Here is a 25797-nt window from a genome sequence, read left to right on the forward strand (position 1 = left end):
ACGTATGACGAAGTCGGCCCGTGAACTCAACAACGTCGTCCGCTACACCGCCTGGTCGGTGTTCCGCTCCGCCCGCCCGCTCGGCGTCGACCGGACGTCGTTGGCGACCGAGGTGCAGGACCTGTTCGACGACCTCGAGAGCAAGGACATCGTCGTACGCGGCACGTACGACGTCTCGGCGTTGCGGGCCGACGCCGACGTCATGGTCTGGTGGCACGCCGAGACCTCGGACGAGCTGCAGGAGGCGTACTCCCGCTTCCGGCGGACCCGCTTCGGCGGGTATCTCGAGCCGGTGTGGTCGAACATGGCGCTGCACCGTCCGGCCGAGTTCAACAAGAGCCATGTCCCGGCGTTCCTCGCCGACGAGGAGGCGCGTCCGTACGTCAGCGTCTACCCGTTCGTGCGCTCCTACGAGTGGTACCTCCTGCCCGACGAGGAGCGCCGCGCATTGCTCGCCGAACACGGTCAGATGGCTCGCGACTACAAGGACGTGCGGGCCAATACGGTGTCCTCGTTCGCTCTCGGTGACTACGAGTGGATCCTGGCGTTCGAGGCCGACGAGCTGCACCGCATCGTCGACCTCATGCGCCACCTGCGCGCGTCCGGCGCCCGCCGGCACGTCCGCGAAGAGGTGCCGTTCTACACCGGCCGGCGCCGCAGCGTCGCCGAGATCGTCGACGCCCTGCCGTAACGGCGGGCTACTTGGGCTTCTTCGTCTTCGTCGCCTTGCCGACCTGCCCGGGTGGGACCACGACGGCCGGGATCGACAAACTCGACGACGCGCTGCTGCTGGCACCGGTCGTCGAAGTGGCCGAGGACGGCGTCGTAGACGCCGATGACGACGGGGTGGACGACGGCGGCGACGAGTCGTTGCTCGGCGCCGCGCTGTCCGAGGCGGGCGCTGAACTGTCCTGCGGCTCACTCGACGCCGCACTCGTCTCCGGGGCAGGCGTGGTCGGTGCCGTGGTCCGCGGTGTGGACGCCGGCGTGCTCGCACCGCCGCCACCACTGCCGGAGTCGGACGTCGCCAGCAGGATGACGCCGACAAGGGCCAGCACAGCGATGACGCCGACGAGGACCGCGACCCAGACCGGCACCCGGCGCGGGGGTGGCGGCGGAGGTTCGGCGGGACGCAGCGCCCGGACCGGCGGCGGCCCGACAGGAGGTCTGCCGGTGGGCGGCAACGCGGTCGTCGAACCTGCCGCCGCCACCGCGCTGCGCGGGAGGTAGGCCGTCGTGTTGTCGGCCCCGGGCGGGGGCAACAGGGCCGGCACGGGTACTGCCAGTGCGGCCGCGATGGTGTCGGTGTTGCGCAGCGCTTTGGCGACCTGCGCCGCGGTGGGCCGGTGCGCCGGGTCGCGGGCAGTCATGGCGTGCAGCAGGCCGGGCCACGGCTGCGGCAGGTCGTTCGGCACGAACGGGTCGTTCGTCAGACGGGCCATGGCTGCCTCGAGCGCCGGGCCCTCGAACGAGCGGCGTCCCGTCAGGGCTTCGAGCAGCGAGAGGCCGAGGGCGTACACGTCGGCGGGCGGCCCCACGCCCGATCCGCGGGTCTGCTCGGGAGCGAGGTAGGACGCCGAGCCGAGAGTCATGTCGGCCTGGGTCAACGGCTCGTCGCCGACGAGGCGCACGATGCCGAAGTCGGTGAGTCGGGCCCGTCCGAAGTCGGTGTCGGCGATGCGATCTGTACCCAGCAGGATGTTGGCCGGCTTGACGTCGCGGTGCACCATGCCCGCCGTATGCACGAACGCCAGGGCGTCGGCGACCTGCGCCCCGACCTCGGCCGTGTGCTCGATGCCCAGGCCGCCGTTCTCGATGGCCTCGGCCAGACTGCCACCCTCGATGAGCTCCATGACAAGATAGGCCGGGCCGTCCTGCCCCACGATCGACCCGTCGTACAGCACGGTGAGGTTGGGGTGGTTCAGGCGGGCAAGGGCACGCAGTTCGGCCTGCTGGCGCTCGACACTCATGGCGGTGTCCGGCGTCGTCGGCAGGCTGCGGAACACCTTGACCGCTACGTCACGGTCCAGGAGCTCATCGCGCGCGCGGACGACGTCGGCCATGCCGCCCGACCCGATCCGGCCGAGCACGCGGTAGCGCTGCGCGATGCGCCAGACTTCTTCGGCCATAACCGTCGATCATGCCGGGTGGAGCTGAAGACCGTTCAGCCGGTGACGCCCTGGGTGTCATCGGCGAACGTCAGCGAGATCGAGTTGATGCAGTAGCGCAGGTCGGTGGGCGTGCCGTAACTCTCGCCGCTGAACACGTGTCCGAGGTGACTGTGGCAGTTCGCGCACAGCACCTCGGTGCGGACCATGCCCATCGCGCGGTCGCTGCGCTCGATGATGTTCTCGCCGGCAAGCGGGGTGAAGAAGCTGGGCCAGCCGCAGTGCGAGTCGAACTTGGCCTCGCTGCGGAACAGTTCGTGCCCGCACGCCCGGCAGCTATAACTGCCCTCGCGGTGGTTGTCGGTGTACTCGCCGGTGAACGCGGGCTCCGTGCCGGCCTTGCGCAGCACGGCGTATTCATCGGGCGCGAGCTGCTCGCGCCATTCCTCATCGGACTTGCTGACGGGTGCTTCGGGGAGGTCTTCCTTGGTGCGCCACATGCCCTCGACGGTACTGCGCCGAGCTCAGGTCGTCGCTTACCAGATCCTGACGATCCCGAAGGCGCCGTAGACGATGGTGAGCAGGACGCCGATGAGCAGCAGCCAGACCACCACTTTGGCCGCGACGCGACGCGGGCCGCTGAGTCGGGCCAGCCCGTTGCCGAAAGCGGCCATGTTCTGCAGCTCGCCCTCAACGGTGTTCGGGTTGGCCGTCCGTCCCCAGGCGCCGTCGACGTACGGGACAGGGCCTTCCGGCTCGTCCTCGTCGTCACGATCGGTCGTCCACACCGGGCCAGCGTAGGTCAGGCGGCAGCCGGTTCGCCGACGGTGCGCTCGGTCGACTGCTCGTTGAGATCCGCCAACAGGGGAGAGTGGGCCAGCAGCAGTACGCCGAGGCCCACAGCCATGCCGCCGACGGTCGCCGGCACGAGCCACCAGCCGGTGCGCGTCATCTCGTCGAAGACGAGGACACCCCACAGGACCGAGACCAGCGGGTCCATGAGCGTGAAGCCGGGCTGGGCGGCCAGCAGCGGCCCGGTGTGCAGCGCCCACTGCATGACAACGAGGCCCACGACGCCGAACCCGACGGCGACGTATGTCTGCCAGGTGGTCAGGACGCCGACGATGCCGCGCGCGTCGGCCTGCGAGATGGTCTCCTTGATGAACGTCGCGGTGAGTCCGAAACTCGTACCGGTGGCCATGCCCAGGCAGGCCGTGCGCCAGATCGGCCCGCCGCGGCGCGCGAGCCCGACAAGCAGCGCGATGGTGGCCGCGGTGGCGCCGCCGGCCACCGCGTAGGTCAGCGACCGCACCTGGGTCTCGGTGCCTGGACGCGGCGCCAGCGCTGCGACGAGCATGATCATGCCCGCGGTCATGAGCAGGATGCCCGTCCACTCCGGACGGTGCAGGCGGCTGCCGAAGACGCGTGCCGCCACGAGCAGGGTCAGCGGGACCTCGAGGGTGATGATCGGCTCGACGGCCGAGAGCTGGCCGAAGCCGAGCGCGACGGCCTGCAGCACGAACGACCCGACCAGACCGAGGAAACCGACGAGCCAGGTAGGGGAGCGGACGAGGTCCCACAGCAGGCCCGCGCCGAACGAGCGCTCCGGGTCCTGCTCCAGGCTGGACTTGCGCTGCATGACGTTCGCGAGCGCGTTTCCGGTCGCCGCGAGCGCGGCCAGCAGGTAGCTCAGCAGGTCGGCGGCGCCCACGCCTCACTCCGATCGTCGACGGGAGCCGGCCAGCGTGACCGCGAAGTCGCGGGTGAGCGCGAGCCCGGCGTGTGCGTCGTCCATGACCTCGATGAACGCGGTCATGAACCGGTCGATCTCCGCCTCGCCGATGATCAGTGGCGGGATGAGCTTGATGACCTCGATGTGGTCGCCGGAGACCTGCGTCAGGATGCCGTGCCGGTGGAACAGCGCGTGGACCACGGTCTGCGCGAACAGGCCCTTGCGCGCAAGCTGCAGGGCCCGCCAGTGGGCGCGCAGCTTGAGCGACGACACGGGCGGGCCGAACTCGATACCGATCATCAGGCCACGCCCGCGGACCTCGTGCAGCAGCTCGTAGCGCGGCACCAGTTCCGTCAGCCGGCGTTGCAACTCGGCCCCGACGACCCGCGCGTTCTCGACGACGTCCTCGTGCTCCAACACGTGCAGCGTGGCCAGGCCGGCCGCCATGGCCTGGGCGTTCGAACCGAACGTCGAGTCGTGGACGAGGACGCGGTCCATGCTCGAGTAGACCTTGCCGAAGATCTCGTCACGGCCGAGTGTGGCGCCCACCGGCACGTACCCGCCGGACAGCGCCTTGGCCACCGCGACCAGGTCGGGCTCGACGCCCTCGTCGCGTTGGAAGGCGAAGAACTCACCCGTGCGCCCCAGCCCGCACTGCACCTCGTCGGCGATGAGCAGCGCCCGGTAGGAACGCAGCAGGCGCTGGGCCTCGAGCAGGAAAACGGGCGGTACGACCTGCACACCCTTGCCCTGTACCGGCTCGATCAGCAGACCGGCGACGTCACCGTGGGCGAGCTCGCGTTCGAGCGCGTCGAGGTCGCCCCACGGCAGCGCCGTACCCGGGAGCATGGTGCCAAAACCCTTGCGGAAATCCTTGCCGCCGTTCACCGACAACGAGCCGGCGGTCAGCCCGTGGAACGCGCCGCCGAAGTACAGGATCCGCTTGCGGCCGGTGTAGTAGCGGGCGAACTTCAGGCACGCCTCAACCGCCTCGGTGCCCGAGTTCGAGAAGTACACGCGGTCGAGGTGCGGGACGTGCGAGAGCAGCGCCTCGGCCAACGGGCCGGCCAGCACGGGCGCGTCGAACTGGGTCAGGTCGGCGAGCCCGGCGTCGAGCACGTCGTGCAGCGCCTGCCGCACGACCGGGTGATGCCGGCCGAGCGCGAACACGCCGAAGCCGGCGAGCATGTCGAGGTAGTCGCGGCCCTGCTCGTCGTAGAGGTACGTGCCCTCACCGCGCACGTAGGTCTTGTCGAAGCCGATCGCGTGCAGCATGCGCGGCAGCTGCGGGTTGAGATGGCGGCGGTGCAGCTCGTACCGCTCATCGCCGCGGGTCGAGACGAGGTCGGCCAGCCGGAACGGTTCCGAGGTGCCCATGTGCGCCATTCTGATATACCGGTGAGAGGAAGGTCGTTAGCCTGGCTAAGTTTGTTGCATCAGTATGCCGAGCGGGGGTGCGAGCATGACGGCGGCGGGTGAGGTTGACGGTACGGCCGATCCAGCGCTGCTGCGCACGCTCGCCCGACGCTCGGCCGGCCAGATGAGTGCCGAAAACTTCCCGGTCGCCCTGCGGGTTCTACCCGCTGAGATACGTGCCGACCTCGCAGCCGTCTACCGCTTCGCCCGGTTCGTCGACGATGTGGGCGACGAGGCCCCGACCGATACCGACGGCCGCTTGCACCTGCTCGACCTCCTGGAGCAGGACGTCCTGCTGCTCGGTGCCGGCACGCCCACGCTCCCACCGGTCGTTGATCTTGCCGCCGTCACTACCCGTCGGGCGGTGCCCCTGACGACGTACCTCGACCTCGTCGAGGCCAACCGGGTGGATCAGCGCCGGACGAGCTACGAGACGTTCGACGACCTGCTCGGCTACTGCCGGCTCTCCGCCGCTCCGGTCGGGCGGATCGTGCTGCACGTCGCCGGCGCGGCCAATCGGGAAAACATCGCCGACTCCGACGCCGTGTGCGCTGCGTTGCAGGTGCTCGAGCACTGCCAGGACGTCGGCGAGGACGCCCGTCGAGGTCGCGTCTACCTGCCGGCGGCCGAACTGCGCTCGCACGGCGTGGCCGACACCGCGCTGCGCGCCGCCGGGACGTCCCCGGCGCTGCGGGCCGTGCTGGCCGAGCAGGTGACGCGCGCCCGCGGGCTGCTCGAGCAGGGCCGGCCGCTGGTGAGCCGGTTGTCGGGCTGGGCGCGCCTCGCCGTCACCGGCTACGTCGCGGGCGGGTTGGCCACCGCCGACGCGCTCGAGCGCGCCGACCACGAGGTCCTCGCTCGGCCGGTTACGCCGTCGAAGGCGCGCACGGCGCGCGCCGCGGCCTGGCTCTGGGTCAGGCGCTGATGGACGTCTCCACCGCGTACGCCGAGTGCGAACGCATCACTCGGACCGAGGCCAAGAACTTCGCCTGGGGCATCCGCCTGTTGCCCGACGAGAAGCGCCGGGCGCTGTCGGCGGTGTACGCCTTCGCGCGGCGCATCGACGACATCGGCGACGGCGACCTGCCCGACGACCGCAAGCTGGAGCTGCTGGCTGGAGCCCGCGCCGACGCGGTTGACCCGTCGGCCCGTCCCGACGACCCGGTGCTCGTGGCGCTGGCCGACGCGGCCGAACGACTGCCGATTCCCCTCGACGCGTTCGGCGAACTCGTCGACGGTTGTGAGCAGGACGTCACCGGCCACAAGTACGCCGACCTCGACGACCTCGTGCACTATTGCCGCTGCGTGGCCGGTTCGATCGGCCGGCTGTCGCTCGGCGTATTCGCCCCCGGGCTGTTGCCGGCTGAATTCGCAAGGGCCGCCGACCATGCCGACGCCCTCGGCGTGGCACTGCAGCTCACCAACATCCTGCGCGACGTACGCGAGGACCTGATCAACGGTCGCGTCTACCTACCGACGCGTGACCTCGACCTGTTCGGCGTGACGCTGTCGGTGCGCGGCGACGGGCACCTCGACCCGTGCGGCGGCGCGCTCGCCGAGCTCGTCCGCTTCGAGGCCGCTCGGGCGTGGGGCTGGTACGACCGCGGTCTCCAGCTGCTGCCGCTGCTCGATCGCCGCAGTGCGGCGTGCTGCGGCGCGATGGCCGGCATCTACGTCGAGCTGCTGCGGCGCATCGCCGCCGACCCGGCACAGATGATGACCGGGCGCATGTCGCTGCCCCCGTCGGTCAAGCTGCGCGTTGCGGCCGGGGCCCTGGCGGGCCGGCATGGCTGATGTTGTCGTGGTCGGTGGGGGACTAGCCGGTATTTCCGCTGCCCTGCGCCTCGCCGACGAAGGCGCGCGCGTGACCCTGCTCGAGGCCCGTACGCGCCTGGGTGGCATGGCGTCGTCGTTTCGCCGGGGGGAGCTGTCCGTGGACAACGGCCAGCACGTCTTCCTGCGCTGTTGTTCGGCGTACCGCGGGTTTCTGCAGCGCATCGGCGGCACCGCGCAGACGGTCCTGCAACCGCACCTGGACATCCGCGTTCTGCGTCCCGATGGTCGCTCGGCCAGGTTGCGACGTACACCGGGTTTGCCGGCCCCTTCGCACCTGACCATGACGCTCGCGACCTACCCGCTGCTCTCGCCGCTCGACCGGCTGCGCGCGGTGCGCGGCGCTCTCGCGTTGCGAATGCTCGACCCGGACGATTCCACGCTCGACATGCACACCCTCGGCGACTACCTGCGCCGACACGGCCAGACCACGGCCACGGTCGACGCCCTGTGGGCGGTGCTCGCGGTCGCCACCCTGAACATCGACCCCGACGACGCGTCGCTCGCGCTGGCCGCCAAGGTGTTTCGAACCGGCGTGCTCGACCGCGCCGACGCGGGCGACGTGGGCTATGCCGACGCACCACTCGGGGAACTGCATTCGACGCTTGCGCAACGCGCGCTGGCGGCGGCCGGCGTCATGGTGTGCCTGCGTCACCACGTCGAATCGGTTGGCCAAGATGGGCGGGTGAGCGTTCGGCACGGACAGGACCGGCACGTCGTCCAGGCCCGCGACGTCGTGCTCGCCGTACCACCGCGCGTCGCGTTCGCCGTGGCCCCCGAGCTGGCCGGCACCGACGTCGCCGGCGCGCGCGACCTGCAGACGTCCCCGATCGTCAACGTGCACGTGATCTACGACCGCCGCGTCACCGACCTCGACTTCGCGGCGGGCGTCGACTCGCCGGTGCAGTGGTTCTTCGACCGCACCTCGACGTCCGGCCTCACGTCGAGCCGACCGGGCGCCCAGTACCTGGCCGTCACCGTCTCCGCAGCCGTCGATCTCATCGACGTACCCGCCCCACGCATCATTGAGCGCTTCGTTCCCGAACTGGCCCGCCTGCTGCCCGGCGCCCGCGACGCCGAGGTACTGGACGCCTTCGTCACCCGTGAGCGGCACGCCACGTTCCGTCAGGCCGCCGGGACGGCCGCGTTGCGGCCCGGAACAGAATCCGGCCTCAACGGCGTTTGGTTGGCTGGTTCATGGACGGCCACCGGGTGGCCGGACACCATGGAGGGCGCGGTGCGCAGTGGCATCCGCGCGGCCGACGCCGCGCTGCGAGTCGCGTCCCAGAGGGACGTATCGAGGTGCAGCGCATGAGGAGCACGACCGGAGCCGACACGCCGAGCGCCATCGGCTGGGCCCGGCCGATCTTCGAGCCGGCGGTCCGGGCGAGCGTCGAACGGTTGGCCGACCACCGCGTGCGCCTTGTCGCGGGCTACCAGCTCGGCCAGTGGGACGCCGACGGCGCGGCTGAATCAGGTGGTGGGAAAGCCGTCCGACCAGCATTGGCGTTGCTGGCGGCACGAGCCGTGTGCGGGTCACCCGAGCCGGGGGTGGCCGCCGCGGTGGCCGTCGAACTGATCCACAACTTCTCGCTGCTGCACGACGACATCATGGATCGCGACGTCGAGCGGCGGCACCGCCCGACGGGGTGGGTCGTATTCGGCGAGGGCCAGGCCATCCTGGCCGGCAACGCCATGATGGGCGCCGCGTTCGACGTGCTGCTGCGCCAGGGGCCGCATCCCGAGCGGACGCTGCCCGTGCTGCTGGACACCGTCCAGGCGCTGATCAGCGGGCAGTCAGCCGACCTGCACTACGAAAGCGACGACACGGCCTCCGTCGAGGACATCCTGACCATGGAGGAGGGCAAGACGGCAGCGCTGATCGCGGGCTCGCTCGCACTCGGCGCGTTGTCCGCCGGCGCGGAGCAAGGCGTCGTCGACGGGCTGCACGAGGTCGGCCGGCTGATCGGCATCGCCTTCCAACTGATCGACGACGTGCTCGGCGTCGTGGGCGATCCCGCCGTCACCGGCAAGTCCGCGTCCTCGGACGTGCGAGCCGGTAAGCGAAGCGTCCCAGTGGTGGTGAGCCTGCGCGCCGACAGCGAGGCCGCCCACGAATTGGGCCGGTTGCTGGCCGGCGGACCGCCGACGTCGGAGGTCGACATCGCCCGCGCCGTCGAGCTCATCGAACGGGCCGGCGGGGTTGCCTGGGCCAACGCCGAGGCGCAGCGGCTGCTGGACGAGGCGCTGGACCTGCTGGCCGGAATCCCGTTGGCCGACGAGCAGGCCGTGGCAGAACTCCGCGAGGTGGCCGAATACCTGATCCGACGAAACCGTTGACGCACAAGCGCACCCGGGAGGTAGAGGCGTGACGACAGCAAGCAAGAGCGATGTCCGGACGGATGCGCTGGCAGCGCTGACCAACGCGCGCGCGCACCTGAACTCGCGCCAGGCGGCGGGGGGCTGGTGGAAGGGCGAGCTGCGCACAAACGTCACCATGGATGCCGAGGACCTGCTCATGCGACAGTTCCTCGGCATCCTCACCGCCGACGAGCTCGAGCAGTCGGCCCGCTGGATCCGCAGCCAGCAGCGGGCCGACGGCACCTGGGCCACCTTCACCGGCGGCCCGGGCGAGCTGTCGACGACGATCGAGGCCTACGTCGCGCTGCGGCTCGCCGGCGATTCGGCCGACGCGCCACACCTGCGCCGCGCCCGCGCGTTCGTCCTCGAACTTGGTGGCATCGAGGCCAGCCGCGTCTTCACCCGCATCTGGCTCGCGCTGTTCGGCGAGTGGGCGTGGGACGACCTGCCGTCGATGCCGCCCGAGGTCGTGCTGCTGCCGTCCTGGATGCCGCTGAACGTCTACGACTTCGGCTGCTGGGCCCGGCAGACGGTCGTGCCGATCTGCGTCGTCACCACGCTGCGCCCGGTGCGTCCACTGCCGTTCACCGTGTCGGAGCTGCGGACCGGGCGGCGTCGTTCTGCGCCCCGCGGCCTGTACGCCACCGGATTCAGCCTGCTGGACAAGGCGTTGAAGCTGTACGACCGCTCGCCGGTGCAGCCGGGGCGGGGTGTGGCGTTGCGCCAGGCCGCCGAGTGGATCATCGCCCGCCAGGAGGACGACGGCGGGTGGGGCGGCATCCAGCCGCCGTGGGTCTACTCGATCCTCGCGCTGCACCTGCTCGGGTACCCGATGGACCACCCGGTGCTGTCCACCGCGATCGCCGGGCTCGACACCTTCCTCGTGCACGAGGCGACACCCGAGGGGCCTGTGCGCTGGCTCGAGGCCTGCCAGTCCCCGGTCTGGGACACCTGCCTCGCCGCCACCGCCCTGCTCGACGCCGGCGCCGATCTCGAGGACCCGGTGCTCGACAAGGCCGTCACCTGGATCGTCGGCGAGGAGATCCGCCGCCCCGGCGACTGGGCCGTCAAGCGTCCCGACCTCGAACCCGGCGGCTGGGCCTTCGAGTTCGCTAACGACGGCTACCCCGACATCGACGACACCGCCGAGGTGGTGCTCGCTCTGGACCGCGTCAAGGACCAGGACCCGTCTGTCAAGGCCGCGGTCGAGCGCGGTATCGCATGGGTCAAGGGCATGCAGTCGCGCGACGGCGGATGGGGTGCCTTCGACGCCGACAACACCCGGCGCCTCGTCGAGAAGATCCCGTTCTCCGACTTCGGCGCTGTCATCGATCCGCCGTCGGCCGACGTCACGGCCCACGCCGTCGAGATGTTGGCGCACTGCGATGCAGGTGCCACCGACGAGTCGCTGGCCAGGGGAGTGCGCTGGTTGCTCGACGCCCAGGAGGCCGACGGGTCGTGGTTCGGTCGCTGGGGCACCAACTACGTCTACGGCACCGGCGCGGTCGTGCCGGCACTCGTCGCCGCCGGCATCACGCCCGATACAGAGCCGATCCGACGCGCGACGGCCTGGCTCGTCGAGCATCAGAACGTCGACGGCGGCTGGGGCGAGGACCTGCGCTCCTACGTCGACCCGTCGTGGGCGGGCCGCGGCGAGTCCACGCCGTCGCAGACCGCGTGGGCGTTGCTCGCTCTGCTCGCCGCCGATGAGCACGACTCGACGGCCGTCGAGCGGGGCATCGGCTGGCTCGTCGACACCCAGCGCGCGGACGGCGGGTGGGACGAGGAGCTCTACACGGGCACCGGGTTCCCGGGCGACTTCTACCTCAGCTACGAGATGTACCGGCTGGTGTTCCCCATCAGCGCGATCGGGCGCTACCTCGGCCTGGACGGCCGTCGATGACGTCCGACCTGCTCGTCGTCACCGCCCTGCGCACCGAGCACGCCGCGCTGCGGGGGCAGGTCGACGGCGGGCAGCTCGAGCGCTGCGGCATGGGTCCCGAGCGGGTGCAGCGCTGGATCCGTTCCCGCGGCGAGACGCTGCGGCCCAACGCGGTGGTCGTTGCGGGCGTTGCCGGCGGCCTCGACCCGGCGCTGCGCCCCGGCGACGTCGTGGTGGCCAGCGAGGTGCGTGGCGTGCAGGGCCGCACGGTGCTGCGCGCGGCCGCGCCACTGGTGGCGGAGCTGCGCCGGCTCGGCCTGCGCGTGCACCACGGACCGGTCGTGACCCGTGACCGCATCGTCGGTGGCGGCGACGAGCGCGAGACGCTGTTCGCCACCGGGGCGCTCGCCGTCGACATGGAGTCCGCGCCGATCGCACGGTCGTTCGCGGCCCGCGGTGTGCCGGTGGCCGTCGTGCGCGTCATCGTCGACACCGCCGCCGTGCCGGTGCTACGCCCGGCCACGGTGACCAACGGCGTGCGCGCGCTGCACACCCTGCGTCGCCTCGGGCCGGTGCTGACGTCCTGGGCCGCGCTGACCGGGAAACGGTCGGTCGTGCTGGCCGAACCACGCTCGTTCTGTGCCGGTGTCGAACGGGCGATCGACATCGTCGAGTTGACCCTGCAGCGCTACCAGCACCCGGTTTACATCCGCCGTCAGATCGTGCACAACGCGCACGTCGTGCGGGATCTCGAGAGCCGCGGTGCGGTGTTCGTCGATGAGTTGGACGAGGTCCCCGACGGCACGACCGTCGTCTTCTCGGCGCACGGTGTGGCACCGGCCGTACGCGTCGAGGCCGATCGACGCGGTCTCACCGTCATCGACGCGACCTGCCCGCTGGTGGCCAAGGTGCACGCCGAGGCGCGTCGCTTCAGCGCCCGGGGCGACACGGTGCTGTTGATCGGCCACGCAGGCCACGACGAGACCGAGGGCACGCTCGGCGAGGTGCCCGGCCGCATCCAGCTGGTGCAGACGCCTGCCGAGGCGGAGCGGGTGGCCGTCGACGACCCGACGCACGTGTCGTACCTGATGCAGACCACGCTCGCACTTGACGACGCGGTCGCCACCGTGGACGCCCTGCGCCGGCGGTTCCCGACGATCGAGGGCTCGGCCACGGACGACATCTGCTACGCCACCACCAATCGCCAGGGCGCAGTTCGCGAGCTGGCGATCGAGGCCGACGTCGTCGTCGTGGTTGGCTCGAAGAACTCGTCCAACTCGCTGCGCCTCGTCGAGGTCGCGCAGCGTGCCGGCGTCGCGGCCCACCTGGTCGACGACGCCACCGAACTGTTGCCGGAGTGGTTGGCCGGACACACCCGCGTCGGCATCACCGCCGGCGCGTCGGCCCCGCCCCATCTCGTCGACGAGGTGGTCGGCACGTTGCGTGCCCTTGGCCCCGTCGAGGTCACCGAGCGGGTGCACACGAGGGAGGACGTCACGTTCACCCTCCCGAAGGGAGTTGCTGGGTAATGGCTGTTCCGTTGAAGCAGGCTCTGCGCATCGGTTGGTACGGGATCAACCAGCGTTACATCAAGCGCAAGGACAAGTTCCCGTTCGTCGTCGAGCTCGAGCCGCTGTTCGCTTGCAACCTCGCGTGCAACGGCTGCGGCAAGATCCAGCATCCGCACGAGATCCTGCGCCAGCGCATGCCCGTCGAGCAGGCGGTCAACGCCGTCATGGAGTCCGGCGCACCCGTCGTCTCGATCGCCGGTGGCGAGCCCTTCATGCACCCGCAGATCGATGTCATGATCAATGAGCTGACCAAGCGCAAGAAGTACGTCGTGCTGTGCACCAACGCCGAGCTGGTGCGCAAGCGCTGGGACCGCTTCGACCTCAAGCCGTCGGAGTACCTGTCGTTCGCCATCCACGTCGACGGGCTGCGCGAGCGGCACGACGAATCGGTGTCCAAGGCCGGTGTCTTCGACGAGGCAGTCGAAGCGATCAAGTTCTTGAAGGCCAAGGGCTTCACGGTCACGACGAACTCGACGTTCTTCAACACCGACACCCCGCAGACGATCATCGACGTGCTGAACTTCCTCAACGACGAGGTCCAGGTCGACAGCATGATGATCTCGCCGGCGTATGCCTACGAGAAGGCGCCCGACCAGGACCACTTCCTCGGGGTCACCGAGACGCGGGAGCTGTTCTCGAAGGCGTTCGGCGACGGCAACCGCAAGCGTTGGCGGCTCAATCACTCGCCGCTGTTCCTCGATTTCCTCGAGGGCAAGAAGGAGTTCGGCTGCACCGCCTGGGGCATCCCGTCCTATTCGCTGCTCGGCTGGCAGAAGCCGTGCTACCTGATGAACGACGGTTACGTGAAGACGTATCAGGAGCTCGTCGAGACGACGGACTGGGACGCCTACGGCCGCGGACGCGATGAGCGTTGCAACAACTGCATGGCCCATTGCGGCTACGAGCCCACCGCGGTCCTGGCCACGATGGGTTCGCTCAAGGAGGGCCTGCGGGCTTTGCGCGAGCAGGGTTGACTCGGGCACCCGGCGGCGTCCGGTAACGCTGGGGCCGGTGCCGGGAACAGGTGGACGTGAGCCAAGGTCAGCCCGCCCGCGACGAAGTATGGTTCGAGCAGCTGTACCGCACGCACCACGGAGCGGTGCTCGCCTACGCACGCCGGCGGGTCGCCGACGCCGATGACGTCGTGGCCGAGGTGTTCTCCGCGGCCTGGCGATCGCGTGACCGGGTGCCGGAACCGCCGTTGCCCTGGCTTTACCGGACCGCAGCGAATCACGTCCTGCACGCCCACCGCGCACGGGGGCGTCGGGACCGGTTGAGCGTTCGCGCGACACAGCTCGACACCTCTGCTTCTGCTACTGATCCGGCCGACGGTGTCGTGGCTCGCCTCGACACCTCGCGACGCGTCGAGAGTGCCTTTGACCGACTGTCGACCGCCGGATCAATGACGCGTCGACCCGCCCCCACAACAGCTGGCTGGCTGCCGGGCTCGTTGCCGCAGCGGTGCTCGTCCTGGCTGTCGTCTCGACGCTCGTCTTTGCGCGGGGGAACGATCGCAACGACGTCGCCGGCGCCAGCCCGGTGACCTGCGCGGTCGCCACGAGCGGCGGGTCCCATGCGGTCGGGGTTCGGCTGAAGCAGGCCGAGGTCGCCATCACCGACCGGGTCCACCAGCTGGGCGGCTCCGCCCATTCATTCGCCACCGACCCGGACGGGGCCACCATCGGCTTCACGCCGCACCAGGTCTCGGTGCTCGGCGCAGGTCCTAGCTGCCGACTGCACGGCGGCGTCCATCCAGCTTCACCCACGCTGACCAGTGCACGCGTTAGCTTGGGACACATGGCGTCGCCGAGCACCGAGATCCAGGTAGGACCGCACGCCGTGCGCGTCACCAACCCCGACCGCGTCTACTTCTCGGCCCGGGGCGAGACCAAGCTCGACCTGATCGACTACTACCTGTCGGTCGCGCCGGGCATCGTGCGGGCGGTGCGCGAGCGGCCCTGCATGCTGCACCGCTACCCCGACGGCACGGACGGCGAGAAGATCTACCAGAAGCGGCTGCCCAAGGGCGCGCCCGAGTGGGTCGAGACCGTCCAGGTGCGCTTCCCGTCTGGCCGCACGGCCGACGAGTTGTGCGTGACCAAGGCCGCCGACCTTGCGTGGGCCGTGCAGATGTCGACGGTCGAATTCCACCCCTGGCACTCCCGCCGGGCCGACACCGAGCACCCTGACGAATGGCGCATCGACCTCGATCCCGGCCCGGGGGCCGCTCTGGCCGAGTGCAAGGAGGTCGCAGTGGTGGTACACCAGGTGCTCGACGAGCTGGGCGCCGTCGGTTGGCCGAAGACGTCCGGGTCCAAGGGCATCCACATCTACGTCCGCATCCAGCCGCGGTTCGGCTTCCGCGAGGTGCGCCGCGCCGCGCTCGCCTTTGCCCGCGAGGTCGAACGCCGTGCGCCGTCGCTCGTCACCACCGCATGGTGGAAGGAGGAGCGCGGCGAGGATCGGGTCTTCCTCGACTACAACCAGAACGCCAGAGATCGCACCATCGCGGCGGCCTATTCGGTCCGCGGCTCCCCGGTCGGCCGGGTCTCCGCGCCCGTCACCTGGGACGAGCTGCCTGACGTCGAGATGGACGACTTCACCATCGCCACCATGCCGGCCCGCTTCGCCGAGCTCGGTGATCTGCACGAAGGCATCGACGACGCGGTGTGGGACATCGAGCCGCTGCTCGAATGGGCCGAACGTGACGAGGCCAACGGCGTCGGCGACGCCCCGTACCCACCCAACTTCCCGAAGCAGGAAGGCGAGCCGCCGCGCGTTCAGCCCTCGAGGATGAACAAAGCCAACTGGGCCGAGACTTCGGATCGCTCCGACCCGGGTGAGCCGAAATAGGTCACGCAGAACGCCGAGTCTGCGCTTCCCTTGTCACCTCGCGCGAGCGGCTTTCGCCGAGGAATTGGCGCGCCGGTGAGGAGACAAGCCATGCACGAGATCGCGCATATCGACGGGTAGGCCCTCGCCGTGAGTACGCGGAGTCGAGCCGGTTCGTCCCGTTCCAGGATCGAGACCCTGGGCCTGCACCCCTTCACGCATCAGGCGCGGCTACCCAGCAAAGCCGCGTCCGCGCCGCTGTGCGTCGCTCCGACCCTCGTCTCTAGGGGGAAGGCCGACCGGCGCTCGTGTACCGCGGAAGTGGCGGTGGCCGTTGCGGCAACTGCGTGCCAAAGCTGTCGCTTTGCCGCGTGCGCCGGCTGCATGCCGCATGCCGCGTCGATAAGCCTTGCGTGACCGTGGGTTCTGTCTGCGGGATGGACTTGTGCGCGAGGGACAGGCGGCGGATGTACAAGTTTGGCCTTATACGTGTACCGGGTCCTCAGCGGCATCTGGGGCGCGGCCCGGTGTGCGGCGCAGGCGGGCCAGCAGCGGCGGTGACGGCCAGGCGGGTTCATCACCGTTGAGGAAGGTTGTCATCTGTGGTGTCTGCGGGCGGGCGCCACCGGCGAAGTAGAGGCCCAGCGCCAGAGCGCTACCGCCCACCACGATTGCCAGACTGACCCAGAGCGCGTCGCGGGTGCCGGCTGCGGGAGAGCCTCCGACGGTCGCTACGAAGTGCACAAAGATCGGGGCGATCATGAACGCCGCCACGCCTCTTAGCAGTTCGATCATCGCGAACACGCGCTGGAGGTTGGCCGCGGGCAGGGAGAACCCTGCACCGAACAGCGCCGGAGAGACCGTCGCACCGAGACCCACGCCGGTGAACCCCGAGCCGACGAGCGTCAACCCCTGGCTTGACGGAACCTTGATGAGGAAGATTCCGATCCCGACCGCGAGGAACGCCATACCGATCATCGGTAGGTACTGCAGGTGCTTGGTTTCGAGCACTGCGCCGAGGACGAACGCGGCGATGAGCGCCCCGGCGAGTTCGGGAAGGAACAGCAAGCCGGCATGCAGAGCCCCGTGCTGCGCAGTCACCAGGTTGAGCGTGAGGTCCGACACCGACACTGACGCGGCCGCCGCACAGAGCGCGATCGTGACACCTGAGACCGGGATCGTGCTTTCCAGCAACGGTCCGAGCGGCAACAGGGGATTACGACTCTTCGTCTCCCAGACGATGAGGACGAGGATGAGCAGCAACCCGCCGAGCAGGGGGATCAACGTGATGGCGGAGACGAACGCGTGAGTGGTCAACTCGGAGGCGCCGAAGAATGCCGCGATCGACCCCGCAGTCGCCAGGGCGATGGCCGTCGGGTCCTTCGGTGCGTCACGGTTGGCCGGGGGCGTGTGCTCGTAGGTCAGCACCACCAGTATGACCACCGCCACCGAGAGTCCTACCGTGATCCACAGCAGCGGACGCCACGCATGGGCGTTGGCCTGGATCCCACCGAAGACCGGACCGGCCGCGACGGCACCGAAGATGCATACGCTCAAAATCACTGCGGTGTGTTTGAGCTTCTCAGCGCCGAAACCGAGCGCGAGGGGCGGGACGGCCGCGATCAGCAGCAAGCTTGTGGACAGTCCCTGCAGGATGTGACCGATGATGAACATCGCCGGGTCCTGAGCGGCCGCGCACAGCACCGAACCGACAACGGACATGGTTGCGTAAACGACGAGCATGAAGCGCTGGGGCAGATGCTGGGCGAACAACACCGCCAGGACGGTGCCGACCGCGTAACCAGCGTTCCCGAGCCCCAACCCGAGCGACAGCGTCTGCGGGCTCATGCTCAGATCGCTCTCGATGAACGGGATCAGCGGCGACAACGCCGCGGAAAGTACGAGGTAGGGAACCAGTGCGAGTACTGCCATCGTGGCCACGAACGGGTAACGACCCGCAAGCGGACCGGACGGGATAGCCACGCTGCCTCCATAGAGCAAACGAACGAAATGTCTCACCTAGACTAGGTGGAGATATGCACGCCCGAGGCGTGACGGTGTCTTCGGCCGTGATCCGGCGTGAGATCTCGCTCACAGGCCGCCTCGCTACTATTCGGAAATGGCTCAGCAGGCGCGTAGCGGTTCGCAGCGAGCTGACGCGCGAGCGAACCATGAAGCCTTGCTGGCCGCCGCCGCCGCAATCGTCAGTCGTGCAGAGGTCGACCTGCCCTACGACGAGATTGCTCTGGCTGCCGGTGTGGGGCGAGCCACCGTTTACCGGCATTTCCCTACTCGCGAGACGCTGTCGCAGGCCATCATCGATGCGGCTCTGGATCATTGGGACGCGCTCGTAGCAAGCCTCGCGCCCGGTCCTGGGCAGTTTGAGGAGCTGTTTCGCGCATGGGCGCGCAAGCAGCAGAACGCGCCGTACGGCGACGTCTTGCTCACCCGCTGCGCGCCTGAGCACGACCTGCGCCGGGCGCGTCGCCGTTTCGAAGAAATCCTGCGCGAGCCCATCCAAGCAGCCCAAGAGTTCGGGTCCGTAGCTGCGAACCTTACGGCGCCCGACGTGCGGATCATCCTCACGATGCTCTCGGCCGTCCTCAGGTCGCCGGTATCAGCCAGCGATCGGCGGCGCGCGACCGAATTGGCCCGATCAATGCTCTTCACGTCATGAGACGCTTCCCCGAGACCGTCGGCGCACAGCGATGTTTCGGGCAAAGCCCAGCCGTTACCCGCTGACCTGCGTCCCGTCGGTCAGCTCAGCCGGTTAATTCTCACGGCTGATTGACTCTGAATGGCCTTGCCAGCAGACGGTCGGTGGAGTCGCCGATGCGGTGAGCGCTCACCGGTGTCCGGCCGTCGACCGTGGCGGCCACGCGCGTACCTGACTGCCCGCATGAGGAACCCCTCCAGCGATGTCCGGCGTCGTCGTGATCGCCCCACAAATCCGCCGCACCTCCTACCCTTGACCCGCCCGGTGAGGGTGTGTCACACCGGCAAGCCGTACCGGACGCTCGAACTTACGGATAGATATGCGTGTCGAGTACTTGGCCGCCGCGCCGCGCCTGTCGACGGATATCGAGGGGCAGACGCGTTGCCCTGAACCGCTAATCGACGAATGCGGGGATCGCGATGACGGGCTGGTGCCCAGAGCGGACTTCACTACACCTCGTGTAGGACGCTTCGCGCATGTGAGCGTCAGCTCGATCGCGGTGAGCCGGCAGTACGAGGTTGTCGACCATGCCAGTGCATACCTCTCAGGGCGATGGCTTTGCATGGTCGACGCGACCGCGTTGCTGAGCTACTTCTTGTAGTGCAGCGTGATTCTGACGTCCTTCTGCGTCACTGCCTGACCGGCGAGCGTCCCCTTCGCGTGCGCGAAGCTGCCTGTGCCGCCGGTGACGGCGCCCTTTAGCCTGCCGGTCTTGTCCGACAGCGCGAACCGGGCGTACAGCAGACCGCCCCGCTGAGCGAAGACCACGTGACAGCGCGTGGTGCCTGTTCCGGTGTCCGTGCAGGACAAGACGTCATGTCCGATCGTCTTGTGCTTCACGACGTCCGTGTCGGTGAGCACGAAGCTGGTCTTGCTGACCAGAAGTGGCGCCGATGAACTCTCGGCGTCGAAGTGCTGGATAACGGTGGGAGAACTGCTTGCAGCCAGCGCGGGAACGGCGACAGTGGTCACGATGGTGCCGGTCGCGAAGGCGGCGGCCACGCCAAGGGTCACGAGTGCGGTCTTGCGATTCATAGAAGTCCTCCACGTCGACGACCGAGCGGTTTCTCGGCCTCGCTCAACCTGCCGTGACGGCATGCCCGACGTCATCAACCAAAAGTGGGTCATCGGAGTCACCAAAAGTCGTTGACATGGACTGCAAACGTCGATTGTTGCGGCCGGCGGCCCGGCTTAGGGTGACGACGTGCAGGCGACCTCGACCCGACTCCTGACCCACCTGCACCCTTCCGACGCGGCTGTCGTCGGACTCCCGCTGGCCCTGGTCGTGCTCGAGGCCGTGACGACGTTCCAACCGCCCCACCCTTCTGTCGTGACCACCGTGCTGGGTGTCATCGGTTGCCTGGCCCTGGTCTGGTGGCGGACCAGACCGGTCGAGGTGCTCGCACTACTTGCCGTCTGCAGCTTGGTCCCAACATTGGGGCTCGGCCACGAGCCCGACCTCTACGGCTCGTTCATACCGTCGATGATCGCGATCTACGCGGTCGCGGCCTACCGGCCGACTCGCTACCTCTACGTGATCGCGGGTTTCACCGTGCTCGTAATGGGCGGGTTCGCGATCCGCGCTCCCGACTTTCGTTCAGCCGGTCAAGTCGTCTTCAACGCCTTGGCCATCGTGCTCGCCACCGTCATCGGCCGCGTCTTGCAGCACCTTCGCTCGCAAGCAGATACCGCTACCGCTCGCGCCAGCCTGCTCGAGCGCGAGAACGACCTACAGGCGCGCGAAGCCGTCGTCGCCGAACGCGAACGGATCGCGCGTGAGCTCCACGACGTCATTGCCCACGACGTGTCGCTGATGGTCATCCAGGCTGGCGCCGCGCAGCGGGTCATGCGTGATCACCCGGACCAGGCCGGCGAGGCGCTGTCGCTGATCCAGGACAGTGGCCGTCGCGCCGTCGACGAGCTGTACCTGCTCCTGGGCATGCTCCGCGACGACGGGCAGGACCTCGCGCCGCAACGCGGACTCGCCGCGGTCGAAGAACTCGTCAGTGCGGTAAGGCAGTCCGGCGTACCGATTGAGCTACTGATCACCGGCAAGCGCCGAGATCTCGGCAACGCGTTGGAAGTCTCGGCGTACCGTCTCGTACAAGAGGCCCTGACCAACGTGATGAAACATGCCCGCGGCAGCCATACCCTGGTCGAACTTGCCTACGACCCCGCTCAGCTCACCCTGCGAGTGGCCGACGAGGGTGATGGGCCAGCCACGGCGCCAGCAGGCACGACAGGCGGGCACGGACTGCTCGGCATGCGCGAGCGGGTGCGGATGTTCGGTGGCTCGTTCGACGCCGGACGCCGACCGGGTGGCGGCTGGCTGATCACCGCCGTACTTCCCGTCGCTGCGGACGCATCATGATCCGACTTCTGCTCGCCGACGACCAGGCGTTGGTACGCCGAGGTTTACGGATGATCCTCGAGACCGAGCCCGACTTAATCGTCGTCGCAGAGGCGGGGGACGGGCTGGAGGCGCTCGACGCGGCCGCCACGCACCGACCCGACGTCATCCTCATGGACTTACGGATGCCCAACCTCGACGGCATAGCCGCCATCGAACGGCTGCCCGCCGACGCGAAAGTCCTGGTGCTGACCACCTTCAGCGGCGACGGGCAGGTCTATGCCGCGCTGCGAGCCGGTGCAAGCGGCTACCTGCTCAAGACCGCGCCGCCGGAGCAACTCGTGACCGCGGTCCGCACCGTTGCAGGTGGCGACGCACTCCTCGACCCACGCATCACCCGCAGGCTGATCCAGGACGCGGTATCCGGGCCGGCACCCGAAGGCCGCAGGGCAGCGCTGTCGGCGCTGACCGATCGCGAAATCGACGTACTGGTGCAGATCGCACGAGGCCGCTCGAACGCGGAGATGGCCGCTGCGGTGTTCTTGTCCGAGGCCACGGTCAAGACCTACCTCAGCCGCATCTTGACCAAGACCGGCACCCGCAGCCGCACTCAACTCGTGGTACTTGCCTATGAGACCGGGTTGGTCCGTCCGGGCGACGCAGCGGCCACGAACCGCCCTGACTGAGAGCGATGCTGGAACCCCGAGGCTGCGAAGTTCCAGCTGCGGCCCACGCCGCTGACGAGGCGCTGGACGGTTGGCCGGGGTGGCCGAGCGCGTCCCTGGCACGGCAGCAAGCGCGAGCGCGGGCGGGTTGCGCCAGAGGACCTCCGCGGTGGGGACCAGTGCCATCCGCATGGTCTCAACCCGATGTCGGTGCGGGTCCGATCCGCGTCGATCTTCAAGAACACGTCGCCAACACGCGCGGTCGCGCGCTCGCTATGGGCGACGACGACCCCCGTCCCTTTGAACCCGCTTATTACGGTTGGCACGAAGACAGGCCTCGACATCGAACACATCCAGGCGCTCATCGACGATCCTGTTCTTCGGCCAAGCGCAGAACGTTTCATCTGCACCGAGGCTTGGCTCACAGGGGTTCGCGCCTATCGACGGTTCTTGCTGCTAGCCGGGCAGCTCGGTCAGTTGTGATTGGCGCGGACGATGCCTGTTTCGTAGGCGAGGATGACGGCCTGGACGCGGTCGCGAAGCTGGAGCTTGTCGAGTATTCGGGACACGTGGGTCTTGATCGTCTCGACCCCGAGTACGAGTTGCTGGGCGATCTCGGCGTTCGAGAGTCCGCGGGCGAGCAGCGCGAGTACTTCGATCTCTCGATTGGTCAACCGTTCGAGGCCGGCTGCTGACGGCGGCCGGTTGACGGTCACGAAGGTTTCGACGAGCCGGCGGGTGAGAGCAGGCGCGAGTAGTTCTTCGCCGCGGCCGACTGCGCGGATCGCTCCGACGAGTTGCACGCTGGGCATGTCCTTGAGCAGGAAGCCGCTGGCCCCGGCAACCAGCGCGTTGTAGACGGTTTCGGAGTCGCTGAAGGTGGTCAGCACAGCGATGCGGGGGACCGGTGGCGTACCGCCGAGGATGGCGCGGGTCGCTCCGATCCCGTCGAGCAGGGGCATATTGATGTCCATGAGCACGACGTCAGGCCGCAGCCGGGCCGACGCGGCGACGGCGTCCGTGCCGTCGACGGCCTCACCGATCACTAGCAGCCCCTCGGCCGCGTCGATGATCATGCGCAGGCCGGTGCGCACGAGGTGTTGGTCATCGGCGATGAGGACCGTTGTCGTGTCATTCACGTGGGCAGCCGCGCCGAGATCTCGAAGCCAGGCCCGCGTGGTCCGGCGTGCAGTTCGCCGCGAATAGCCTCGACCCGCTCGCGCATTCCCGTCAGCCCGGCGCCTGTCCCGGTGAGCGTCACGACCGCGGTGCGTGAACGTCCGGAGTCCAGGACACACACGTCGAGCGCGTCGCGTCGGTAGGACAACGCGATCCGCACGGTGCTGCCGGCGGCATGGCGTGCGGCGTTGGTGAGGCCCTCCTGGACGACCCGGTAGGCGACGAGGCCGACCTTGTCGGGGACGGGTCGCGGTGCCCCCGTGACTCCCAGGTCGACCTCCAGCCCCAGTGCTCGTCCCATCTCGACCAGAGCGTTCAGCCCGCGGGGGTCGAGGGAGTGGTCCACTCCGGCGCAGGCGGGTGCGCCGAGGGACTGGCCGACGTGCCCGAGGGTGTTCTGTGCGACGTCGGTCAGTGCGTCGAGAGCCAGGCGCGCCTGGATCGGATCCCGGTGCCACCAGGCCCGCGCGGCCGCCGCCTGGAGGCACACAACTGTCAGGGCGTGCGCTCCTGCGTCGTGCAGGTCGCGCGCAATCTCGGCTCGCTGGTTCAGGACAGCAAGTCCAACCTCGTCTGCCTGCCGCCGATCCAGTTCCGTGGTGATCGCTCGCAGCTCTCGACCACGGCATTGGGCTGCGGCTGCAAGTCGTCCACCGAACCAGACGAGTAGTCCCATCGCCAGCCCCGGTAACAATCCGGCAAGGGCACGGTGACCGGCAGGGGTGGCCAGTTCAATCGCCAGATCACCGGCGACCAGGAGCACGAGACCGACGAGGGCTATCGATCGAGGATGGGTCAGACCGAGCATCAGTGCCGCAGCCAGCGCTGGCAACAGCCAGCCGACGGTCGGTGGCAGCGGCGCCAGGACGCTGGTCTGGAGCGCGGCGACGGCGAGCAGACACACCAACCCGATCAGCGGGCGGCGACGCAGCAGCAGCAGGGCACCGCCCTGGGTGAGGGCGGCGAGCACGTTCCATCCGGCCGGGCCCAGGTGGCCGGGGAGTGCGGTCTCGATTGCCAGTGGCACCGTCGCGGCGAACAGGGCCGCGTCGATGAGGTCGATGCGACGCGATGCCAGCGCCGGTACTGCCCGCTGACCCGGCTGGGCCGTGCCGGCCACGGGCACACCGGTTCCGGGCGCAGCGGTTCCGAGCCCACCGGTTCCGTGCATGGCGGCCGGTTCCTGCGATTCCGCGGAGTGGTTGCTGCGCAGGGTTCCCAACACATCACGCAGCTCGGCCAGCGCACCCCGTGCAGAGTTCTCGACCTCCTCCAACCGGGCAGGAACACCGTCCGGATCGGTCTCGGCCACCATTCCGCTCGTGCGCACCTGTGCGACTAACCGGACGAGACGCTCGGCCAGGCCGACATCAAGGCGGCGTACGACGCGCTCACGTTCCAGGGCGCGCGCAACCCGCACAGCGACGGCACGCTGCCGCTCCAACGTGTGGCGGCGGGCGCGAAGCTGGGCCACCTGGCGAGACCGGCCGGCGATCAGCCAGCCGATCAGCGACGGGCCGAGCACAACGACGCAATAGAAGACCCCGTCGCTGGCGAGACCGAATTTGCCAGGTTCGGCGACCTGGTCTGCCACCGACAACAGCACGGCCGAGGTCAACCCGACCGCCGCGAGGGGCAGCCACGCTCCCCGAAGGCCGGCCAGCAGCGACGCGATCGCGACAACGACTACAGCGGGCGCCCCGGCGACGACCCCTCCACCGGCCAAAGCATCGATCCACAGTGCAGCGCAGAGCCCGACCAGCGTCACGAGCGGCCACCGCACGCAGGCAGCGTAGAACGGCGAACCGCTCCCGCGCGTCCCTCTCACGGGGGACCGGAGTTCACGCGCCGGCGGGACGACATCAACCCTCTGCTGCCCAACGCTGATCGCATGACAACAACAACTGCCTCTGCCACCCCAATCCGCGACGACCGCGCCCTGCGCACCACCGGCGCCTTGGCGCTCTTGTCCGGGGGCGCACTTGTCGTCGACACCGTGACCACCGCCGCCATCAACCGCCACTTCGACCCGCTCGACTCGATCCTGTTCCTCACCGGCTTCGCCGGCCTTTGGCTCACGGCAATCGCCTTGGCCGTCGTCCTCAGTTCCGCCCGTCAAGGATCAGCGCGAGTACTCGCCGCGCTCGGGATCTTCCTCGCAACGGGTCTGATCCTCGCCGCCGTGAGCGCCGCTTTCGACCAGCTGGGACGCCACCTGTTCTCCCGATCGAACATCGGACTGCACGGTGAATGGAGCTTCTTCTCCATCGGCGTCTGCATGCTCTTCATCGCAGCCTGGGCGATCCGCAGCCACCGCAGCACGGGCGGCCCGCACGACTGAACAGCGCGAGTCCCCCACCGGTCGACATGCTCGGCACTTTGCGCGAGCGAGGTACGAGCGAGCGGAACGGCCATCCGGATCCTCGAATAGTCGTGCGAGCCGTCCTTCGTTCCAGCGCGGTCGCCGTAACGATCCATCTGGGCGACACCGTCTGCCGTCAGCAACGGCGCATAACGACGGTTCTTACTCCGCCTCGAATAGCTCCGCGGGAGCGCGACCAGTCTCGGCGCGTACGAGCAAGGCAAGGTCTCGCCGAGCGTGTGCCAGCGTCGCCAACTTTTCCTGGTACCGGGACTGAAGTATCTCGGTGTCTACCCCCGCTAGCGTCTCGCGCAGTCGGCCCAGCATCGTGGCCGGTGCGGAGAGGTCAAGTACGCCGAAGACATCGCCGCAGCAGGTCATGACCCGATTGCTCGCTGCTGCGACGCCCGCAGGTGTCGCGGTGGCCCAAGCTCGAGTCCAAGCCTCCATGACGGCCGCGACATCCTCCTCGAGCCATTCGTGGAGAGTCATGGGGTCCATCTGCTGACGCTGGCCGAACGTAACCGCGAGACCCTCACTGATCCCAGTACGCACCTGAAGTGTGGCGATCAACGACCGGGCTCGGCGCGCCATCGCCAATGAACTGACGAGCAGATCGATATAGGCGCATTCGCGGGCGTCAGCCTCGCTTGATCGAGACTGGTTCCAGTTCTGCAGCCATACCGCGCCAAGCGCGCCGAGTGCACCAACGAGTGCAGCAAGAAGAGCGACGATCGGTCGTGCCCCGGGGAGTGGTGTAAATCGTTCGCGTACAGCTCTGCGTTGTTGC

Annotated in this window: 24 protein-coding genes and 1 pseudogene; 14 read left to right on the forward strand and 11 right to left on the reverse strand. The window is 68.9% G+C overall.

The window, feature by feature from the left end; all coding sequences use genetic code 11:
* The first annotated feature begins 4 nt into the window (after positions 1 to 4).
* Positions 5 to 691: a hydrogen peroxide-dependent heme synthase gene (hemQ, locus tag ACFFC4_RS16470; RefSeq protein ID WP_375502819.1), complete on the forward strand. Its 687-nt coding sequence runs from the start codon at positions 5 to 7 to the stop codon at positions 689 to 691.
* Positions 692 to 698: 7 nt separating this feature from the next.
* Here hemQ and ACFFC4_RS16475 read toward each other — a convergent pair whose 3' ends face one another.
* From ACFFC4_RS16475 to ACFFC4_RS16495, 5 genes are read right to left on the reverse strand one after another with little or no spacing between them, the layout of a single operon-like run.
* Entirely contained in the window at positions 699 to 2129 is a 1431-nt protein-coding gene (locus ACFFC4_RS16475; RefSeq protein WP_375502821.1) for a serine/threonine-protein kinase, read from the reverse strand.
* Positions 2130 to 2164: 35 nt separating this feature from the next.
* Entirely contained in the window at positions 2165 to 2608 is a 444-nt protein-coding gene (gene msrB, locus ACFFC4_RS16480) for a peptide-methionine (R)-S-oxide reductase MsrB (protein WP_375502823.1), read from the reverse strand.
* Positions 2609 to 2644: 36 nt separating this feature from the next.
* Positions 2645 to 2896, reverse strand: a complete 252-nt coding sequence (locus tag ACFFC4_RS16485) for a hypothetical protein (RefSeq protein WP_375502825.1) — start codon at positions 2894 to 2896, stop codon at positions 2645 to 2647.
* Positions 2897 to 2910: 14 nt separating this feature from the next.
* Positions 2911 to 3819, reverse strand: a complete 909-nt coding sequence (locus tag ACFFC4_RS16490; RefSeq protein ID WP_375502827.1) for a DMT family transporter — start codon at positions 3817 to 3819, stop codon at positions 2911 to 2913.
* A gap of 3 nt (positions 3820 to 3822) precedes the next feature.
* Positions 3823 to 5217, reverse strand: a complete 1395-nt coding sequence (locus tag ACFFC4_RS16495; protein WP_375502829.1) for an aspartate aminotransferase family protein — start codon at positions 5215 to 5217, stop codon at positions 3823 to 3825.
* 85 nt (positions 5218 to 5302) lie between these two features.
* Between ACFFC4_RS16495 and hpnC the strand changes: the two genes are divergently transcribed.
* The 9 genes from hpnC to ligD all read left to right on the forward strand — a co-directional run bounded on the left by hpnC (position 5303) and on the right by ligD (position 15756).
* Positions 5303 to 6181: a squalene synthase HpnC gene (gene hpnC / locus ACFFC4_RS16500; RefSeq protein WP_375502831.1), complete on the forward strand. Its 879-nt coding sequence runs from the start codon at positions 5303 to 5305 to the stop codon at positions 6179 to 6181.
* Positions 6181 to 7050 (forward strand): phytoene/squalene synthase family protein, encoded by an 870-nt coding sequence (locus ACFFC4_RS16505; protein ID WP_375502833.1) that lies wholly within the window; start codon positions 6181 to 6183, stop codon positions 7048 to 7050. Before hpnC ends, ACFFC4_RS16505 begins: the two co-directional genes overlap by 1 nt.
* On the forward strand, positions 7043 to 8404 hold the full coding sequence (gene hpnE, locus ACFFC4_RS16510; protein WP_375502835.1) for a hydroxysqualene dehydroxylase HpnE: 1362 nt from the start codon (positions 7043 to 7045) through the stop codon (positions 8402 to 8404). The genes ACFFC4_RS16505 and hpnE overlap by 8 nt, the downstream gene beginning before the upstream one ends.
* Positions 8401 to 9429 carry a polyprenyl synthetase family protein gene (locus ACFFC4_RS16515; protein ID WP_375502837.1) on the forward strand — a complete coding sequence of 343 codons (1029 nt, stop codon included), beginning with the start codon at positions 8401 to 8403 and terminating at the stop codon, positions 9427 to 9429. The genes hpnE and ACFFC4_RS16515 overlap by 4 nt, the downstream gene beginning before the upstream one ends.
* Before the next feature lie 28 nt (positions 9430 to 9457).
* Positions 9458 to 11353: a squalene--hopene cyclase gene (gene shc / locus ACFFC4_RS16520; RefSeq protein ID WP_375502839.1), complete on the forward strand. Its 1896-nt coding sequence runs from the start codon at positions 9458 to 9460 to the stop codon at positions 11351 to 11353.
* Positions 11350 to 12861 carry a 4-hydroxy-3-methylbut-2-enyl diphosphate reductase gene (ispH, locus tag ACFFC4_RS16525; protein ID WP_375502841.1) on the forward strand — a complete coding sequence of 504 codons (1512 nt, stop codon included), beginning with the start codon at positions 11350 to 11352 and terminating at the stop codon, positions 12859 to 12861. The genes shc and ispH overlap by 4 nt, the downstream gene beginning before the upstream one ends.
* Entirely contained in the window at positions 12861 to 13877 is a 1017-nt protein-coding gene (hpnH, locus tag ACFFC4_RS16530) for an adenosyl-hopene transferase HpnH (protein ID WP_375502843.1), read from the forward strand. Before ispH ends, hpnH begins: the two co-directional genes overlap by 1 nt.
* A gap of 56 nt (positions 13878 to 13933) precedes the next feature.
* Positions 13934 to 14446, forward strand: coding sequence for an RNA polymerase sigma factor (locus tag ACFFC4_RS16535; protein ID WP_375502845.1), 513 nt, complete (start codon positions 13934 to 13936; stop codon positions 14444 to 14446).
* A 254-nt stretch (positions 14447 to 14700) separates the two neighbouring features.
* Positions 14701 to 15756 (forward strand): non-homologous end-joining DNA ligase, encoded by a 1056-nt coding sequence (gene ligD / locus ACFFC4_RS16540; RefSeq protein ID WP_375502867.1) that lies wholly within the window; start codon positions 14701 to 14703, stop codon positions 15754 to 15756.
* Positions 15757 to 16218: 462 nt separating this feature from the next.
* On the opposite strand, the gene ACFFC4_RS16545 is transcribed toward ligD, so the two are convergent.
* Entirely contained in the window at positions 16219 to 17718 is a 1500-nt protein-coding gene (locus ACFFC4_RS16545; RefSeq protein ID WP_375502847.1) for an MFS transporter, read from the reverse strand.
* Positions 17719 to 17854: 136 nt separating this feature from the next.
* Here ACFFC4_RS16545 and ACFFC4_RS16550 point away from each other — a divergent pair, with 136 nt between their 5' ends.
* On the forward strand, positions 17855 to 18412 hold the full coding sequence (locus ACFFC4_RS16550) for a TetR/AcrR family transcriptional regulator (RefSeq protein WP_375502849.1): 558 nt from the start codon (positions 17855 to 17857) through the stop codon (positions 18410 to 18412).
* Positions 18413 to 19039: 627 nt separating this feature from the next.
* Here the strand turns inward: ACFFC4_RS16550 and ACFFC4_RS16555 are convergent.
* On the reverse strand, positions 19040 to 19486 hold the full coding sequence (locus tag ACFFC4_RS16555; RefSeq protein ID WP_375502851.1) for a hypothetical protein: 447 nt from the start codon (positions 19484 to 19486) through the stop codon (positions 19040 to 19042).
* A 169-nt stretch (positions 19487 to 19655) separates the two neighbouring features.
* Between ACFFC4_RS16555 and ACFFC4_RS16560 the strand changes: the two genes are divergently transcribed.
* The gene (locus ACFFC4_RS16560) at positions 19656 to 20822 is read left to right on the forward strand and encodes a sensor histidine kinase (protein ID WP_375502853.1); all 1167 of its coding nucleotides are present in this window, start codon (positions 19656 to 19658) and stop codon (positions 20820 to 20822) included.
* Positions 20819 to 21487: a response regulator gene (locus tag ACFFC4_RS16565; protein WP_375502855.1), complete on the forward strand. Its 669-nt coding sequence runs from the start codon at positions 20819 to 20821 to the stop codon at positions 21485 to 21487. Before ACFFC4_RS16560 ends, ACFFC4_RS16565 begins: the two co-directional genes overlap by 4 nt.
* Positions 21488 to 21512: 25 nt before the next feature.
* Here ACFFC4_RS16565 and ACFFC4_RS16570 read toward each other — a convergent pair.
* From ACFFC4_RS16570 to ACFFC4_RS16580, 3 genes and pseudogenes are all read right to left on the reverse strand, one after another.
* Positions 21513 to 21810: pseudogene (locus ACFFC4_RS16570) on the reverse strand (aminoglycoside phosphotransferase family protein); the annotation flags it as partial.
* A gap of 129 nt (positions 21811 to 21939) precedes the next feature.
* A complete protein-coding gene (locus ACFFC4_RS16575; protein ID WP_375502857.1) occupies positions 21940 to 22605 on the reverse strand; it encodes a response regulator in 666 nt (221 codons plus the stop codon).
* Positions 22602 to 24428, reverse strand: coding sequence for a histidine kinase (locus ACFFC4_RS16580; RefSeq protein ID WP_375502859.1), 1827 nt, complete (start codon positions 24426 to 24428; stop codon positions 22602 to 22604). Before ACFFC4_RS16580 ends, ACFFC4_RS16575 begins: the two co-directional genes overlap by 4 nt.
* 108 nt (positions 24429 to 24536) lie before the next feature.
* Between ACFFC4_RS16580 and ACFFC4_RS16585 the strand changes: the two genes are divergently transcribed.
* Positions 24537 to 24986 carry a hypothetical protein gene (locus ACFFC4_RS16585; protein WP_375502861.1) on the forward strand — a complete coding sequence of 150 codons (450 nt, stop codon included), beginning with the start codon at positions 24537 to 24539 and terminating at the stop codon, positions 24984 to 24986.
* Positions 24987 to 25169: 183 nt separating this feature from the next.
* On the opposite strand, the gene ACFFC4_RS16590 is transcribed toward ACFFC4_RS16585, so the two are convergent.
* A partial coding sequence (locus tag ACFFC4_RS16590) for a hypothetical protein (protein ID WP_375502863.1) occupies positions 25170 to 25797 on the reverse strand: 628 nt, incomplete at its 5' end.

This window comes from uncultured Jatrophihabitans sp., assembly GCF_964244045.1.
GTDB lineage: Bacteria > Actinomycetota > Actinomycetes > Mycobacteriales > Jatrophihabitantaceae > Jatrophihabitans.